Consider the following 16185-nt stretch of genomic DNA (forward strand, 5'->3'; position numbering starts at 1 on the left):
GGAATCTCGATGTGGAATTCGTCTTCCAGCGCCATGACCAGTTCGACCGTGTCCAGAGAATCGGCGCCCAGATCATCCACGAAGGATTTTTCGTTGGTCACCTGGTCTTCGGCAACGCCCAGTTGCTCGGCGATGATTTTCTTGACGCGCTGTTCGATGTCACTCATTGAAACCTCCAGTGGAAATATGAAAAATTTTAGCAAGCGCCGAAGCTGACTTGGCGACAGGCCGAGAGCATAACCCCGCCCGGCGACAACGTCGCGCGTTTCGGCAGGTGTTATTGCATGTACATGCCGCCGTTCACATGCAGAACGGCGCCGGTGATGTAGGCCGCCAAGGGCGAGGCCAGAAAAGACACCGCATGCGCGATCTCTTCAGGCTTGCCCAGACGACCCAGGGGAATGCGCGCCAGCATCGGCTGGGTCTGCGCCTCGGTCAGCGCCCGGGTCATGTCGGTATCGATGAACCCCGGCGCCACGCAATTGACTGTGATGTTGCGGCTGCCTAGCTCTTGCGCCAGCGCTCGGGTCATGCCCGCCACGCCGGCCTTGGCCGCGGCGTAATTGGCCTGCCCCGGATTGCCGGACGCGCCGACGACCGAGGTGATGTTGACGATGCGGCCGTAACGCTGCTTCATCATGGTGCGCATCACAGCGCGCGACATGCGGAACACACTGCTCAGATTGGTCGAAATCACGGCGTCCCAGTCGGCGTCGCTCATGCGCATGGCCAGCATGTCGCGAGTGATGCCGGCATTGTTCACCAGGACCTGCAGCCCGCCTTCGGCTTTGACGATCCCGTCGACCAGACGGGCACCCGCCTCGGCGTCGTTCACATCGAGCACAGCCCCTCGCCCGCCGAAGGCCTGCAGGGCCTCGGTAATGGCGTTTGCGCCGGACTCCGAGGTCGCCGTGCCGATGACGCGAGCGCCCGCGGTAGCCAGATCTGCCGCTATGGCCGCGCCGATGCCGCGCGATGCGCCCGTGACCAGGGCGATCTGACCGGCAAGTGCTTGGGCGGTGGAAGTGTCAGGGGAGGAATTGCTCATGCCAAGGCGGTTTGAAGGGAAGGAATCGCGGACAGATCGTCCAGGGCAAATGATTGCAGGGCGGGATCGATCCGGCGGGTCAGGCCATGCAGCACTTTACCCGGGCCACATTCGACCAGCGTCGTGCAGCCCGCCTTCGCGATGGCCTGCACGCACTCGACCCAGCGCACGGCATGACACGCCTGACGCGCCAGCGCGTCGCGGATTTGATCGGGATCGGTTGGATGCGCCACGTCCACATTATTGATCAGCGTGATCTGCGGCGCCTTGATCGGCACCCCTTGCAGATAGGCGCGCAACTGGTCGGCCGCGCCCCGCAGCAGACTGCTGTGAAACGGCGCCGAAACCGCCAGCGGCAAGGCGCGCTTGGCCCCCGCCGCTTTCAACACTTCGCAGGCGCGCGCCACGGCGGCTTGCGTCCCGGCGATCACCACCTGGCCCGGAGAATTGAAGTTGACCGCTTCCACCGCTTCGCCGGTCTCCTGCGCCGCCTGGGCACAGCCGGCACGCACGGCGGCATCGTCCAGACCCAGCACGGCCGCCATGCCGCCGGCCCCGATGGGAACCGCGTCCTGCATGGCCTGGGCGCGAAATCGCACCAAGGGCAAGGCATCGGACAGCGTGAGGCTTTCGGCCGCGACCAGCGCGGTGTATTCGCCCAGACTGTGTCCGGCGACAAAGTCGGGTTTGCGCCCGCCCTCGGCCAGCCAAAGGCGATAAAGCGCCACGCCCGCAGTGAGCATGACGGGTTGGGTGTTGGTCGTCAGATTGAGTTGCTCGGCGGGACCCTGCGCGATCAGAGCGCCCACATCCTGCGACAGGGCCGCGCTGGCCTCCTGCAGGGTGGCGCGCACAGCAGGATGATCGGCCACTTTATCGAGCATGCCGACGGACTGTGAACCTTGCCCGGGGAAAACGAACGCAAATGTCATGGAGGTACAGGAGTTGAACGTCTGCAAGACTCAGTAATCGACGACCGAAGCGCCCCAGGTCAAGCCGCCGCCGACGGCTTCGAACAGCAAGGTGTCGCCGCGCTGAATCTGCCCGCTGCGCACGGCGACATCGAGCGCCAGCGGAATCGAAGCGGCCGAGGTGTTGCCGTGCTGATCGACCGTCACGACGATTTTGTCGAGCGGAATGCCGAGTTTTTTGGCGGTATGCGTCATGATGCGGATATTGGCCTGATGCGGCACCATCCAATCCACATCGGCGGGCAAGCGGTCGGCCTTGGCCAGCGCCTCGCGGGCCACGTCTTCGAGCACGTGGACGGCTTGCTTGAATACCGCCTGTCCGTCCATTTTCAGGAAAGGACTGCCCGCAACCTGGCCGCTCGACACGCGCCCCGGAGTGCACAGGATGGACGATTGCCGGCCGTCCGCATGCAGCGCGCTGGCCAGCACACCCGGGGTTTCGCTGGCACTGAGCACCACAGCGCCAGCGCCATCGCCAAACAGCACGCAGGTAGTACGGTCATTGAAGTCGAGAATCTGCGAAAACACCTCGGCGCCGATGACTAGGGCATGCCGCGTCATACCGCTGCGCACAAACTGATCGGCCACGGTCAGGGCGTAGACGAATCCGGCGCATACCGCCTGCACGTCGAAGGCCGCGCCTCCGGCGGCACCAAGACGGCCCTGGATGAGGGCCGCGTTGGAAGGAAAAATCATGTCCGGCGTGGACGTGGCCACAATGATCAGGCCAATGTCATGGGCCTGCAGTCCGGCCGATTCGAGGGCGCGACGGGCAGCTTGTTCGCCGAGATCGACACTGGTCGTGCCTTCTTCAGCGAAGTGACGAAAGCGGATGCCGGTACGTGCCACGATCCATTCATCACTGGTTTCGACGCCGCGCTCAGCCAGATCGGCCGCCAGTTCGTCGTTGCTGATTTTGCGCGGAGGCAGTGCGCTGCCGGTGCCGGAAATACGGGAATAGGAGGACATGGAACAGATCGTTCAGAGAGGTGCAGCGGGGTGACTCAACTCGCCGGAGCGAGCGCGGCCCCGGCGGGTGATGACTCGTGCATCACTTCGAGAATTCGTTCGGTATGGCGCACCACGTCACCCTGCACCGCTTCATGCGCACGTAGCAGCGCCTGCTCGAAGCCAAAGGCATCCGCCGAGCCGTGGCTCTTGACGACCAGGCCGCGCAGGCCCAGCAGGGCCGCGCCGTTGTAACGGCGGTGATCGACGCGCTTGCGGAATCGTTTGAGCACTGGCATGGCGAACAGCGCCATCAACTTGCTCAGCGGCGTGCGGGTGAACTCTTCGCGGATCATGCCAGAGAGCATTTGCGCCAGACCTTCGGAGGTCTTGAGCGCGACGTTGCCGACAAAACCATCGCACACGACGATATCGGTCGTGCCCTTGAAGATGTCGTTGCCCTCGACGTTGCCGTAAAACCGCAGACGCCCGAGCGCATCGGCTTCGCGCAGCAGTTCAGCCGCCCGCTTGATGGTGTCGTTGCCTTTGATCACCTCTTCGCCGATATTGAGCAGCCCAACCGTCGGCTGCGCATGCCCACCGGCCTCCGCATACGCCGTACCCATGACAGCGAACTGCAGCAGGTGCAACGGCTCGCAATCGACGTTGGCGCCCAGATCGAGCATCAGCGTGCCCTCGCCCTTCTGGTTGGGCAGATAGGTCGCGATGGCGGGTCGTTCAATGTCGAGCAGGGTCTTGAGCAAATAACGCGCAAGCGCCATCAAGGCGCCGGTATTGCCAGCTGATACGCAGGCCTGCGCACGACCGTCCCGCACCTGCTCGATGGCGCGGCGCATGGACGAATCGCGTTTGCGGCGCAACGCAACCTCGACCGGATCGTCGGAAGTCACCACCTCACTCGCCGCGACGAATTCGATGCGCGCATCGTTTTTCAGGCGCAACGACTCCAGCAGCGGCATGACGGCCTCAGACTGGCCGACCAGAATCAGCCGACTGTCCGGATGCGCCTGCAAAAATTGCACGCAGGCTGGCAGGGTCACTTTCGGACCATGGTCTCCGCCCATCAAATCGACGGCCAGAGTGGAACTCATGACACAACGGGCGCCAGCATCGAAGGCCCCTTCGCAGGCACGCATGACAAACTAACGCCCCACATATGCAGGCGACGCATGGTGCGCAAAGGCAAGCGCTTACTCGTCAGATTTGGTCTTGACCACTTTGCGCCCACGGTAAAAACCGTTCGGGCTGATGTGGTGGCGCAGATGCGTTTCGCCCGTGGTCGGCTCAACTGCCAACGGCGGCGCGCTCAAAAACTGGTGGGCACGGTGCATGCCACGCTTCGAAGGTGATTTCTTGTTTTGCTGGACGGCCATGGCAATCCCCTGTGAAAAAGCTGATCATTATATGCGATGGCTCTGCCCCGCGACATAGCCCACTAGCGTTTCTTTTTTGGACCGTCGAGCAGATCGCGCAGATTGGCGAAGGGGTGCTGGCGTTCCTCGGCAGGCGCCTCATCGGTGCGCGAAGGCGTCGGCTCGGGCGCGTCACGCTGCGGGCAGGCGTCATGCATGGGCACGATGGGCAGGGCGAGGATGAGTTGGTCCTCGATGAGACTCAGCACATCCACGGGATGGATCGCGGGCAGCGCCTCGTCTTCGGCCTCGACTTCGGCCTGAGTCAGTTCCGGTTCTTCGGCCACCAATCGAAAATCGACGGCTTCGTCAACCGCATATTGCATGGCCTGCAGACAGCGCTGGCAGATCAGCGGAAGCGCCCCACGCACTTGCAAAGTCACCATGGCCTGCGGGCGCATGCCGATCCGTTCGCGCTGAAAACCCTGTAGCGCCCATTGCACTGGAGGCCCTTGCGTGCTCGACAACAATTCGCTTAGGCGGGACAGGTTCGGCAGCGGCAACCGGCCGTGCAGTTCTCCGCCGGAACGGGCGAAGTCGAACAAGGTCAGCGCACGGGGCGGCATCGACCCGGGGTCGGGAGGGCTTGTGGAGTGCAGTTGGGACATCACCTGAGTTTACCGGCTGCAACATCTCGCCGAGACAGGGCGCAGTCCCTCTCCTACACTACGGAGTATGCAAAAAAAGTGATCCATATCACTTCGACCCACCAAAAATAGGATGAGATTGATGAACAGTATTGCGCAGTGGTTCCCCCTGGGTTGGGAGCCTTTTCTTTATGGCGGTATTTTCATCGGACTGGGCGTCAGCGTGCTGTTCTGGCTGACTGGCCTGATCGGCGGCGTCAGTACCGCTTACACCGCGGTTTGGTCGCTGGTGTCGCGTCATCCGTTTTTTCAACACGAAAAATTCATTTCGACCCGTAACTGGCGCTTGATGTACGGACTGGGTCTGATCGTCGGTGCAGTGGTGTTCACCTACACCCTCGGGCATGGCGAAGGCTTCGTGACCAGAGTGCCGCTGTGGCAGTTGTTCCTCGGCGGCATCGTCGGCGGGTTTGGCGCCCGCATGGGGGGGGGCTGCACCTCGGGGCACGGCATCTGCGGCGTCGGGTCTGGGCAGTTGCCATCCATTCTCGCGGTGATCATTTTCCTGTGTACCGCCGTCATCACGGCCCATGTGGTTCGCGCCTTGGGAGGGTTCTGAAATGCAACGTGTTCCTCCTTTCGCAGTGATGCTTTCGGCCTTGTTCGCCGGGGCCTTGTTCGGCTTCGGTCTGGCGCTGTCCACCATGGTCAAGCCCGAGGCCATTCTGCAGTTTCTGCTGCTCAAGAATCTCGGTCTGCTGCTGGTGATGGGAGGCGCTGCCGGCGTGACCTTCATCGCCTACCACCTGCTGCCCCGACTGATGAAGCGGCCGGTCTTTGGCGTGGTGTTCGGCAAACACCCCTCGCATCTGGACGCGCGCACCCTGATCGGCGCCGCGATTTTTGGCGTGGGCTGGGGGCTGAGCGGCGTGTGTCCAGGCCCGGCCATTGCAGGCCTGGGGGTGGGCAACTGGCCGCTTCTGCTGAGCATTGCGGGCATACTCATCGGCGCATGGCTGCATGGCCGGTTTTTCGGCAAGCATTGATGACGGGGCCGGCTGATCCCGTTCTGGTTCTCGCGTCGACCTCGCGCTATCGCGCTGAGTTGCTCCAACGCCTGCGCGTGCCTTTTTCTAGCCGAGCGCCCGAGGTGGACGAAACCCGCAGAGTTGATGAGTCTGCGCTCGATCTGGCGCTGCGGCTGGCGGCTGAAAAGGCCGCCGCGGTGGCGCGTACTGCACCAGGCTGCTGGGTGATCGGCTCCGATCAGGTGTGCATGTTGGGGGGCGAAGCGCTCGGCAAACCCGGCTCCCATGCGGCTGCGGTCGCTCAGTTGCAGCAACTCAGCGGGCGTGACGCCGTGTTCCACACCGCGGTTTGCGTCATCGGCCCAGACGGCGGCGTACAAGTGCGCAACTGCCCCACCGAAGTACGATTCCGTAAGCTGAGCCCGGCGGAAATCGAAACCTATCTGACGCTGGACGCACCCTACGACTGCGCGGGCAGCGCCCGCTCGGAATCGCTCGGCCCTGCGCTGCTCAAGCACATGCGCAGCGACGATCCGACCGCCTTGATCGGCCTGCCCCTGATCGACCTTTGCGACATGCTGCGCCTGAGCGGTTTCGACGTGCTGGCGCGAGCGCTGAATTCCAGATCAGCGCAGCGACCAGCCCAGGTTTGAGAGTTCGCGCACCGCGCCCATGCCCAGCGAGGCGCCAAAACGCTTGGCCAGACGCTCGGCCACGTTTTCCTGCAGGGTGTAATCGACGATTTCCGGCGCTTTGATCTTGTCGCGGGCGATCTGATCCACGTCCCCGTAGCCGTCGGCCAGGCCTTGCTGCACGGCTGATTCGCCCGTCCACACCAGGCCGGAGAAGGTCTCGTCATTCACTTTCAATCGTGCACCGCGACCTTTTTCCACCGCCGCGATGAACTGTTTGTGAATCTGCTCCAGCATGCCCAGGGCGTAGGTTTTCTGGTCCTCGGGCATGGGGGTGAAGGGATCCATGAACCCCTTGTTGGCGCCCGCGGTGAGCAAGCGACGGGTTACGCCGAGCTTGTCCATCAGGCCGGAAAAGCCGAAGCCGTCCATCAACACGCCGATGGAGCCCACCAGACTGGCCGGATTCACATAGATGTCATTCGCCGCCGCCGCCACGTAGTACGCGCCGGAGGCGCACACCTCTTCGCAGACGGCGTACACCGGCTTGTTGTATTTGGCGCGAAGCCGCTCGATCTCGGCAAAAATCTGGCTCGCCTGCACCGGGCTGCCGCCCGGGCTGTTGATGCGCAGGATGACGCCGCGCGTGTCCGGGCTGGAAAACGCATCCTGCAAGGCCGCATTGATATTGTCGGCACTGGCCTGCGAGCCGATGGAGATCTCGCCGTTGAGCTCGATCAGCGCCGTATGCGGCCCGGTGGCGGTGCTGCTACCGAACTCGGCGATCATGCCGCCGAAAAAGATCAGCGCCACGATGCCGAGCAGGACGAAGCGGAAAAAAATCGACCAGCGCCGCGCCCGTCGTTTTTCGTTCACCACCTCGAGCACCAGTTTTTCCAACACCTGCCGCTCCCACGCACCGGGTTGAGCGGACGACTCAGAACGTTGCGGGGGAAGATCTGGGGGGGATGCGCTCATGTTTCGGGCTCGGAGAATGAAAAACGGGACGGGTCGCCAGAATACCAGCGCTTTATTGACGCGCACGCACGTCTCGCGCCGACGGGCCGGACGGGTCTCGGCACGCCGGTTTGCGATTCGACAAGGATCAAGTTTGAGTTTTGTGTGACACTTTCCCACGTCTCAACATATCGGCCTTTCCTGGCTGTTCCATTTCCCTCAGTCCACCTCGCGCGAGATCCCATATGGCCCTTCGTCCCACCCTCATCGCCACCCTGCTTGCTCTGGGGGGTGTTTGCACCGCACAAGCCGAACCCGCACTCACGGTCGGCAACACGTTGTCCTTTTTCCAGGGCAAATTCGGCACCAACAACAACATCAACATCCGCTACGACGCCACCGACATTCAATACGGCGACAGCAACTGGCGCGTCAAACTCACGGTGCCCTACGTCTCTGAAAGCGGCCTGCCCGTCGGTTCCACCATCGTCGGCAACACGGTTGTGGGCGGCTCCGGTTCCACGCAAACCCGTTCCGCCAGCGGTCTGGGCGACGTGTGGCTGGCTGGGCATTACAAGATTTTCCAGGGCGGCGGTCTCACGCCCTCCATCACGCCCTACGCCAAAGTCAAATTCGGCACCGCTTCGTCCGACAACGGTCTGGGCACGGGCAAGAACGACTACGAGCTTGGGGTGGGCCTGCAGCAGATCGTGGGCAAAAGCTGGTTTCCGTTTGCCAATCTGGGCTACCGTTTCGTGGGCAACCCGGCCGGACAGAATCTGCGCAACATCGCCATCTATCAGTTTGGCGCCAGCTATGCGGCCAGCCAGCAGCATATTTTCACCTTGATGTATGCCGGTCAGCAGTCGATGGTGGCCGGGGCGTCCGCCCCCTCAGACCTGATTGCTGCGTGGAATTACAACCTCACCCCAAATGGCAGCGGGTTCCAGGTCTATGTGGACAAGGGCCTGAGCAACGGCAGCGCCAATTTTGGCGTCGGCATAGGCGGCCAGATCGTGTTCTGACCTCCGTTCTCACCTCGCCCTTGATGAAAAGGCCAGCGCAAGCTGGCCTTTTCATGGGCGCGGCACAGTGGGAATCTGCAGTCCGCTGGGCAAGGCAGGCGTCGTCACGCTGGGTGGGTTCACAACCGGCGGGGCCACTGTCGGCGGCACGACGACGGGCACTTGCGGCGGTGCGACCACGGGGGGCGCCACGGAGGGCATGTTGACGGCGGGCATTTGCGGCACCTGCGGCACGGCGGGCGCCGCGGGAATCGAGGGTGCGGTGAACCCCGGCTGGATCACCGTAGGCACTGTCGGCGCAACGAAGGCCGGGCTCGACAGGTTCAGCCCCGCACCGTTCGATATGAACTGGGGTGTCGCGCCGGTCACCGAGCCCTTATCACCCGCTTTTGCAGGAGGCGTCTGCCCACCTGCCAGGGGCGGCAGCGCAAATTGCAGCGCGTTCACATTCGGGATCACGCGCTCGACCGCCACCGTCTGCGCTGCTGTCAAGGTGCCGACGACGAACACCGGCGCGGCCTGCGACCGAGCGGCGGACTGCAATTGCGCCTGCAGCAGCGCGTCGGCGCCCCTGATCTGAAAGCCTTGCAATTCCCAACCTGGCCTGCCCTGCGACCCGGCCTGCAAAAAACCCACCATCGCCACACGCGTGCCGATGGGCGCGGCCAAGGGCGCTATCGCCTGAAGAGAATCGATCACATTTCCCTGGCTCTGCTGACTGCCGCGCGCCACGACCTCGGCGCCGACCGCCAACCCGGTTTGCGCCGCCCCGCTGCGCACCGACAGCCAGACACCACTGATCTTGACCCGCTGCAGTTGAGCGCTGGTCGCCTCGATTTTGCCGCGCAGCAAGAACGGCAAACCGTGTCCCGCGGGCGGAACCGAGAGCTGAGTCAGCCGCATCGCCTGCCAATGCCCCGCGCCTTGATCGAGCGCGCTAATGCGCACCTCGTCGCCCACCTTCAGGCGCGATAGCGGCAAAGGCTGATTTTCAGCGGTGCGCAACAAAGTGCCGGGCAGGATTTGCACGGTCTGGCCCAGCACCACCAGTCGCCCCTGAGATTGATCGATCTGCGACACGCGACCGATCACCGCATGGCTGATGTCCACCGCCAGCGCATCCAGCCGCCCGCCCTGCTCTACAGCATGGACGCGCACCAGATCGCCCAAATGCAGGCTTTTCTCGGACGCGGGCTGACCATCCGCGCGATAGCGTGTCTGCGCGGGCAGTTCATATTCGCCGCCGTTGACGAAAATGCTGCCGAAGCGCTGAACCGGGCCGATGGCCATGATTCCCGTCCCGCCGATTCCATCGGGACTGATGCCGGTGCCACCGATGCCGCCGGGGTCGATACCCGTACCGCCGATCCCGCCTGGCGTGGCCGCAATCGAGCCCGCCAGACCCAGCATCAACCCTAAGCAGGCTACGCCCACGAAGCGCAGCCCCGGGAGCCAGGCACGAACGACGGCTTTCAATGCGGCCTTCACGGCTGCTCCCCGGCTGAGTTCGAAGCGGGCATATCGTCTTCGTAGTAATAGACCCCGAGGCGCAGGCGCTTCTTGCTGGTTTGCGGCGCACCGAGATCGCCAGCTTGCGCGGATTGAGCCGTCTTTTCCGCCCGCACGATGCGCTGGTAGGCCTCCTGCAAAACCTGTTCACCGAGCTGACGCAGATCGTCGCGCACCTCGCCCGGCACGATGGGCGGCAGATCGTCGAAATAGACCGATTGCTCCAGATAAGTCGGCGTGCGACCTTCCAGGTTGTGCACCGTGGCCCGCAGATGGTCGCCGATATGCGCCCCCATGAAAGCCAGCCTGTCCTCGGGCAGATCGGAGACGTAGCCGCCGCGAGCCAGCCTCACCATGTCATCCTGCTGCTCCACCACGCCGGCGCGCAGCAGTTCATCCAGCACGGTACGCGGCCGCATGTCGGCCTTCACCAGCCGCACCAGATTTTCAAAACTGGCCGCGGCGCCCGCAGCGCGCAGCGGCAGGGCAAGCGGTTCACCTTGCGGGTCGCGATACGCCTCGCAAGCTACCCAGGCCGCCACCACCTGCGCCGACATATTGGCGCCATGCCGCAGGGCAATCTCACCCGATCCGCTCTGCAATTCTTCTCGCAGACGCCGGACTTCCTTGCGGTGGATGCCGCTGAGCAGACTCACACGGCTATCGGTCGGTACGGGTTTGCCGTCGCGCTGATCGAGCGCGATGACTTCGCCCACATAGACAAATTTGAGCAGCTCGGCCAGAGCGCCATAAGTCCAGCCCTGCGTAATGAGATAGCGCACGAAGGGCCGCAAGATGGACAGGGCGGCAGATTTGAGAGCGGCGGACATGGTGAAAGGATAAACGAAGCGATTCGGCTTGACGTGGGAAATTTTGCCACTATTATAAACACAAGCGCTTCAGTGGGAATGTTTACCACGCTGCGTGAATCATCCTTCCTTCTTTCAGGAGAACATCATGTCCAAGACCCGTACCCTCGCCGTTCTGTCCGCCGCTGTTGCGGCCGCTTCGCTCTCCATCGGTCTCGCTTATGCCCAAACCGCCGTGAATGCCGTTCAGGGCGGTCAACTCTCGGCGACGACCTCGACGCGCACGGCCGATCAACAGGCCAAGCCCGCCAATCGCTCCGAGACCGCCACTTCGGCAAACACCCGTGCTGAAACCCGCACCACGACCCAGAACCACACCCGCACATCAACCGGCGAATCGGTGCGTCATACATCCGGCCAAACCGGGGCGCAAAATCGCACCGAAGCGCAGCATCGCAATACGGTGCAAACACGTTCGGCCGCGCAAGGTCAGCAGGGCGCCGCCGGAGCAGCCGCCCCCACGCTGCGCACAGGGGACGCGGGCGTTGGCCAAGGGCTAGGCGCGCGCGCAGGGGCGCAAGTCACCACGCTGGCACCCTCGGTGCAAACTCCTTCAGTGCAAACCCCCAATGCGCCTGCCGTTGCCTCGCCTGCGGTCACCATTCCCGTGATCAATAGCCCAGCGGTCAATGTGCCTTCGGTCAACACGCCGTCGATCAACGTGCCCGCGGTGACAACGCCGCAAATCAACTTCCCCGCGGTGGCAACGCCCTCGGTCAACGTGCCGGTGGTGACAACTCCGAGTGTGAATGTTCCGGTGGTGCAGACTCCCACGGTCAATGTGCCGGTAGTGAACTCCCCGGCCATCAACATCCCGAACGTGATGCGTCCGCAGATGTAAGACGCGGCGGCAGTCAGCGAGTGGCTGACTGCCGCGCTTACCCGTGCTGGGCGAGAAATTCCTGCAGTTCCGCGACGGAATGCACCAGCCCAGCGGGGGACAGCGACTCCAGACGCGCCACATCGTGCGCGTCGTAGCTCACGCCGATGGCATCGCATTCGGCGTTGAGCGCCATTTGCAGATCGTGCGTGGTGTCGCCCACCATCACGGTGCGCTGCGGCGGGCTGGCCAGTTCGGCCATGATTTCGTGCAACATCGCCGGGTGCGGCTTGGAGAAGGTTTCATCAGCGGTGCGGGTGGCGTCGAACAAGCCGCGCAGTTCGGGCCGGTCCATCGCCCGCGTCAGACCGATGCGAGACTTTCCGGTCGCCACCGCAAGGTTGTAGCCGGCCGATTTGAGTTCATGCAGCAAATCCAGCACCCCTTCGAACAGCACCAGTTCGCCATCGAGCGCGAAGTAATGCTTGCGGTAGGCCGCAGCCAGTTTGGGATAGTCGGCATGCGGCAACTCGGGTGCGGCGTGCCGCAGGGCATCCTCCAGCCCGAGGCCGATGACATACGACGCCGCCTCGCGACTGGGAACCGTCAGCCCCAGATCCTTGCAAGCCTGCTGGATCGCCCCGGTGATGGCCGCGGTGGAATCCATCAGCGTGCCGTCCCAGTCGAACACAATCAGGTCATAGTTCTGTCGGTGCATGGTGCGGGCAAGGGTTCAGGAAGTCAGGACTGCGCGCATTGTGCCCGCAAATGATGAAGCCATTGCGCGCAGTTTTCGGGCAAGGGCGCGCGCAGTTCCAGCCGCTCGCCGCTTGCCGGGTGCGCAATCGTCAGCGACTCGGCGTGCAAAAACATGCGCCGGAAGGGCGGCACGCCCGCCTGACCCCGCGCCAGCAGGGCGTTGAGGCTGTCATCCCCATATTTATCGTCGCCGACGATGGGATGGCCGCAGTGCGCCAGATGCACCCGGATCTGATGGGTGCGTCCCGTCAGCAACCGCGCCTGCATCAGGCTCAAGCCGCCCCAAGGCCCCAGGCCCGGCAGCGCAAATTGCTCTTGGGAACGAAACTGAGTACGCGACTCTTGCCCCTGCTGCGCGTCCACCCGCACGCGCCGCTCGCCATTGGCGAGCAGGTATTTATGCAGCGGCGCCTCGATCATCACCGCCCCACGCGTCCAGAGTCCGGCAACCAGCGCGAGGTAGCGTTTGTCGGCGTGACGTTCGCGCAGCGCCGCGTGCAGCGTGGTCAACGCGCTGCGCTTCTTGGCGATGAGCAGCAGACCCGAGGTGTCACGGTCGAGCCGGTGCACCAGTTCGAGAAACTTCGCCGTGGGCCGCGCCGCGCGCAAAGCCTCGATCACGCCGAAGCTCACCCCCGATCCGCCATGCACCGCCACGCCTTCGGGTTTGTTGATCGCCAGCAGAAAATCATCTTCAAACACCACGGGAAATTGCAGCGCAGGCGCCGCGCGCGGCGCGTCGGGCTGCGCCACCCGCACCGGCGGAATCCGTACCTGATCGCTCGACTGCAGTTTCTGATCTGCGCGGGCCCGACCGCCATTGACCCGCACTTCGCCCGATCGCACGATGCGATGAATATGGCTGCGCGGCACGCCCTTGAGGTGCCGCGCCAGAAAGTTATCCAGCCGCTGCCCCTCGCCCGCATCGCCGACCTGAAGGAGCCGAACCTGGGGAGATGGCGCGGTGTGCATATAATCGAGCGTGAAGTTGTGAAGTTGGAAGACCGAATTTTGGCAATATTTCCGCGAAGTTGCGTGCAGTTTTACATGATGCCGCTGCGCGACGTGCCAAAAGCGGAAAGACTGCCTCCTGACAGGTTTTCGTGCGGGTACTGCATGCGACCGGGTTGCTGATATCACCCGATACGAGTGCATGCAAAACCAGCGAATCTGCCGTGACAGGAAAGGCATTCTAGGTTCAGCTTCACACTGCTCGTTTTGCCACACCACCGATTCCGGTCGGGGCAGATCGGACAGACTTCACCGAAATGAGCGTTGGCCCAAAGCCCGAGTGATGCCGTCGCGCAAATGCGTTTGACGCCTGCGACGACCGCCCGGCTTTGCCATCCTGGATCTGAAACCTTGAATCGACTCTTCGCCCTCGACCGCCCCTCAGCGCTGATTCTGCGCTGCGTGCTTTTGTTGTTGGCGAAATCTGCTTGTGCTCACCTGCCGCGAACCCTCTGCTCCCCCGCTGTTGCGCCTGATCGCTGCAACAGCCTGCGCATCGTCACGCCTGGGCCAAACGCCCGGCATCGCGAAGACCACGCGCTCCGAGGCAGACCGATTGGTGGAGGTTTTTGCATGAGTCCTGTCTGATTCTGCCCGCCGGGCGTGCCGGACATCAGCGGCGAACCCGGCCTGGTTTTAGCTCCGGAGATCAACGCATGGGGGCGCCCTGGCGCCCGCTTTGTATCGGCCGCATGAAGCGGCCAGGAGCTTGAAATGAAACGCATGTTGTTCAACGCCACGCAGTCGGAAGAATTGCGCGTGGCCATCGTCGATGGACAGAAACTTCTCGACATCGATATCGAACAGGCCGGGCGCGAGCAGCGCAAGGGCAATATCTACAAGGCCGTCGTCACCCGCGTCGAGCCCTCGCTCGAAGCCTGTTTCGTCGACTACGGCGAAGAGCGCCACGGTTTTTTGCCGTTCAAGGAAATTTCGCGCCAGTACTTCAAGGAAGGCGTGTCTGCGTCGCAGGCGCGCATTCAGGACGTGATCACCGAAGGCCAGCAACTGCTGGTGCAGGTGGAAAAAGAAGAGCGCGGCAACAAGGGCGCGGCGCTGACCACCATCATTTCGCTGGCCGGGCGCTATCTGGTACTCATGCCCAACAATCCGCGCGGCGGCGGGGTGAGCCGTCGCATCGAGGGCGAAGACCGCCAGGAACTGCGCGAGACGATGGACCAGCTCCAGCATCCCGAAGGCATGAGCCTGATCGCCCGCACCGCAGGCATCGGCCGCAGCGCGGAAGAATTGCAATGGGACTTGAATTACCTGCTCAAGCTCTGGAGCGCCGTGCGCGACGCTTCGGAGACGCAAAAGGGCGCCTTCCTGATCTACCAGGAGTCGTCGCTGGTCATCCGCGCCATCCGCGACTACTTCACCAGTGACATCGGCGAAATTCTGATCGACACCGAAGACGTGTTCGAGCAGGCACGGCAGTTCATGTTGCACGTCATGCCCGACACGGTCGAGCGCGTCAAACGCTACCGCGACGATCTGCCGCTGTTCTCGCGCTTTCAGATCGAGCAGCAGATCGAAACCGCCTATTCGCGCACGGTCAACCTGCCGGCCGGCGGCGCCATCGTCATCGACCACACCGAAGCGCTGGTGGCGGTGGACGTCAACTCCGCACGCTCCACGCGCGGCAACGCCATCGAAGACACCGCTCTGCGCACCAACCTCGAAGCCGCCGATGAAGTCGCTCGCCAGATGCGGCTGCGCGACCTTGGCGGCCTGATCGTGGTCGACTTCATCGACATGGAAGAGCCGCGCAACCAGCGCGCGGTCGAAGACCGCCTGCGCGACGCCATGCGCCAAGACCGCGCCCGCGTGCAGGTGAGCAAGATTTCCAAGTTCGGCCTGCTCGAACTCTCGCGCCAACGCCTGCGCCCGGCCCTGTCGGAAGGCGCTTACGTGACCTGCCCGCGCTGCAATGGCACGGGGCATATCCGCGACACCGAATCGAGCGCCCTGCAAATCCTGCGCATCATCCAGGAAGAGGCCATGAAGGAAGGCACGGCCGCGGTGCATGTGCAAGTGCCGGTGGAAGTCGCCTCCTTCCTGCTCAACGAAAAGCGCGCCGAAATCACCAAAATCGAACTGCGCCAGCGTCTGTCGGTGCTGCTGATCCCCAACAAGCACCTCGACACGCCCAACTACAAGCTCGAACGCCTCAAGCACGACGATCCGCGCCTGGACAATCTGCCCACCAGCTACAAAATGGCTGACGAGGCCGAAGAAGACACCGCCATCACCCGTCGCGAAAAAGAACAGCGCCCGCGTCAGGAAGCCCTGGTGCGTGGCATCACCCCGGAAGGCCCGGCCCCGGTCATGCCCGCCCCGGCTGCCGACAAGGCTCCCGCCCCCGCACCGGCTGTCGCAACCCCCGCCGCCGCGCCTGCTGCTGCCGCAACGGCTGGCGGCGGTTTGTTTGGCTGGGTCAAGCGTCTGTTCTCCGCCGAACCACAACCCTCCGCTGCCGTGCAAGAGCCGCCGGTTGCCGCGCAGCCTGCCACCCCGGCCCTGACCAAGGCGGATGGGCAAGGCGGCCGCGGCGCACGCACGGCTTCTGGCCAAAACGGCAACCGCCG

The 16185-nt window shown here is 63.4% G+C and carries 18 protein-coding genes; 6 read left to right on the plus strand and 12 right to left on the minus strand.

Features of this window, described 5'->3' with window-relative positions:
• From ABT24_RS13245 to ABT24_RS13275, 7 genes are all read right to left on the minus strand, one after another.
• The coding region (locus tag ABT24_RS13245) for an acyl carrier protein (RefSeq protein ID WP_286738022.1) at positions 1 to 167 on the minus strand (167 nt) is incomplete at its 3' end.
• Positions 168 to 277: 110 nt separating this feature from the next.
• Positions 278 to 1048 (minus strand): 3-oxoacyl-ACP reductase FabG, encoded by a 771-nt coding sequence (fabG, locus tag ABT24_RS13250; RefSeq protein ID WP_276726845.1) that lies wholly within the window; start codon positions 1046 to 1048, stop codon positions 278 to 280.
• A complete protein-coding gene (fabD, locus tag ABT24_RS13255; protein ID WP_276726843.1) occupies positions 1045 to 1980 on the minus strand; it encodes an ACP S-malonyltransferase in 936 nt (311 codons plus the stop codon). Before fabD ends, fabG begins: the two co-directional genes overlap by 4 nt.
• A gap of 30 nt (positions 1981 to 2010) precedes the next feature.
• Positions 2011 to 2988 carry a beta-ketoacyl-ACP synthase III gene (locus ABT24_RS13260; protein ID WP_276726840.1) on the minus strand — a complete coding sequence of 326 codons (978 nt, stop codon included), beginning with the start codon at positions 2986 to 2988 and terminating at the stop codon, positions 2011 to 2013.
• A gap of 35 nt (positions 2989 to 3023) precedes the next feature.
• Positions 3024 to 4079, minus strand: a complete 1056-nt coding sequence (gene plsX / locus ABT24_RS13265; RefSeq protein ID WP_276726838.1) for a phosphate acyltransferase PlsX — start codon at positions 4077 to 4079, stop codon at positions 3024 to 3026.
• Positions 4080 to 4178: 99 nt separating this feature from the next.
• On the minus strand, positions 4179 to 4361 hold the full coding sequence (rpmF, locus tag ABT24_RS13270) for a 50S ribosomal protein L32 (RefSeq protein ID WP_013106680.1): 183 nt from the start codon (positions 4359 to 4361) through the stop codon (positions 4179 to 4181).
• Positions 4362 to 4423: 62 nt separating this feature from the next.
• Positions 4424 to 5008, minus strand: coding sequence for a YceD family protein (locus ABT24_RS13275; protein ID WP_286738014.1), 585 nt, complete (start codon positions 5006 to 5008; stop codon positions 4424 to 4426).
• A gap of 121 nt (positions 5009 to 5129) precedes the next feature.
• Here ABT24_RS13275 and ABT24_RS13280 point away from each other — a divergent pair, with 121 nt between their 5' ends.
• Genes ABT24_RS13280 through ABT24_RS13290 form a run of 3 tightly spaced genes read left to right on the plus strand, consistent with a single transcriptional unit; the run spans position 5130 to position 6668 of the window.
• Positions 5130 to 5606, plus strand: a complete 477-nt coding sequence (locus tag ABT24_RS13280) for a YeeE/YedE family protein (protein WP_276726832.1) — start codon at positions 5130 to 5132, stop codon at positions 5604 to 5606.
• 1 nt (position 5607) lies between these two features.
• Positions 5608 to 6033, plus strand: a complete 426-nt coding sequence (locus ABT24_RS13285) for a DUF6691 family protein (protein WP_041609016.1) — start codon at positions 5608 to 5610, stop codon at positions 6031 to 6033.
• On the plus strand, positions 6033 to 6668 hold the full coding sequence (locus ABT24_RS13290) for a Maf family nucleotide pyrophosphatase (RefSeq protein ID WP_276726830.1): 636 nt from the start codon (positions 6033 to 6035) through the stop codon (positions 6666 to 6668). Before ABT24_RS13285 ends, ABT24_RS13290 begins: the two co-directional genes overlap by 1 nt.
• Here the strand turns inward: ABT24_RS13290 and ABT24_RS13295 are convergent.
• Complete coding sequence (locus ABT24_RS13295) at positions 6642 to 7625, minus strand: S49 family peptidase (protein WP_276726827.1); 984 nt, start codon at positions 7623 to 7625, stop codon at positions 6642 to 6644. The genes ABT24_RS13290 and ABT24_RS13295 overlap by 27 nt on opposite strands.
• A 224-nt stretch (positions 7626 to 7849) precedes the next feature.
• Between ABT24_RS13295 and ABT24_RS13300 the strand changes: the two genes are divergently transcribed.
• Entirely contained in the window at positions 7850 to 8629 is a 780-nt protein-coding gene (locus tag ABT24_RS13300; RefSeq protein ID WP_156054599.1) for a hypothetical protein, read from the plus strand.
• A 51-nt stretch (positions 8630 to 8680) separates the two neighbouring features.
• Here ABT24_RS13300 and ABT24_RS13305 read toward each other — a convergent pair whose 3' ends face one another.
• Together ABT24_RS13305 and ABT24_RS13310 are read right to left on the minus strand one after the other, a co-directional pair.
• The gene (locus ABT24_RS13305; protein WP_286738017.1) at positions 8681 to 10117 is read right to left on the minus strand and encodes a DUF5666 domain-containing protein; all 1437 of its coding nucleotides are present in this window, start codon (positions 10115 to 10117) and stop codon (positions 8681 to 8683) included.
• Positions 10114 to 10968 carry a DUF6502 family protein gene (locus tag ABT24_RS13310; RefSeq protein ID WP_276726821.1) on the minus strand — a complete coding sequence of 285 codons (855 nt, stop codon included), beginning with the start codon at positions 10966 to 10968 and terminating at the stop codon, positions 10114 to 10116. The genes ABT24_RS13305 and ABT24_RS13310 overlap by 4 nt, the downstream gene beginning before the upstream one ends.
• A 127-nt stretch (positions 10969 to 11095) precedes the next feature.
• On the opposite strand from ABT24_RS13310, the gene ABT24_RS13315 reads away from it, so the two are divergent.
• Positions 11096 to 11848, plus strand: coding sequence for a hypothetical protein (locus ABT24_RS13315; protein WP_286738020.1), 753 nt, complete (start codon positions 11096 to 11098; stop codon positions 11846 to 11848).
• A 37-nt stretch (positions 11849 to 11885) separates the two neighbouring features.
• Here the strand turns inward: ABT24_RS13315 and ABT24_RS13320 are convergent, their stop codons facing one another.
• Both ABT24_RS13320 and ABT24_RS13325 read right to left on the minus strand, forming a co-directional pair.
• Entirely contained in the window at positions 11886 to 12545 is a 660-nt protein-coding gene (locus ABT24_RS13320) for an HAD family hydrolase (RefSeq protein ID WP_276726814.1), read from the minus strand.
• A gap of 23 nt (positions 12546 to 12568) precedes the next feature.
• A complete protein-coding gene (locus tag ABT24_RS13325) occupies positions 12569 to 13558 on the minus strand; it encodes an RluA family pseudouridine synthase (RefSeq protein ID WP_276726811.1) in 990 nt (329 codons plus the stop codon).
• 753 nt (positions 13559 to 14311) lie between these two features.
• Here ABT24_RS13325 and ABT24_RS13330 point away from each other — a divergent pair.
• On the plus strand, positions 14312 to 16185 hold a 1874-nt coding region (locus ABT24_RS13330; protein WP_286738021.1), incomplete at its 3' end, for an Rne/Rng family ribonuclease.

The organism is Thiomonas sp. SCN 64-16, assembly GCF_001725585.1.
Classification (GTDB): domain Bacteria; phylum Pseudomonadota; class Gammaproteobacteria; order Burkholderiales; family Burkholderiaceae_C; genus Thiomonas; species Thiomonas arsenitoxydans.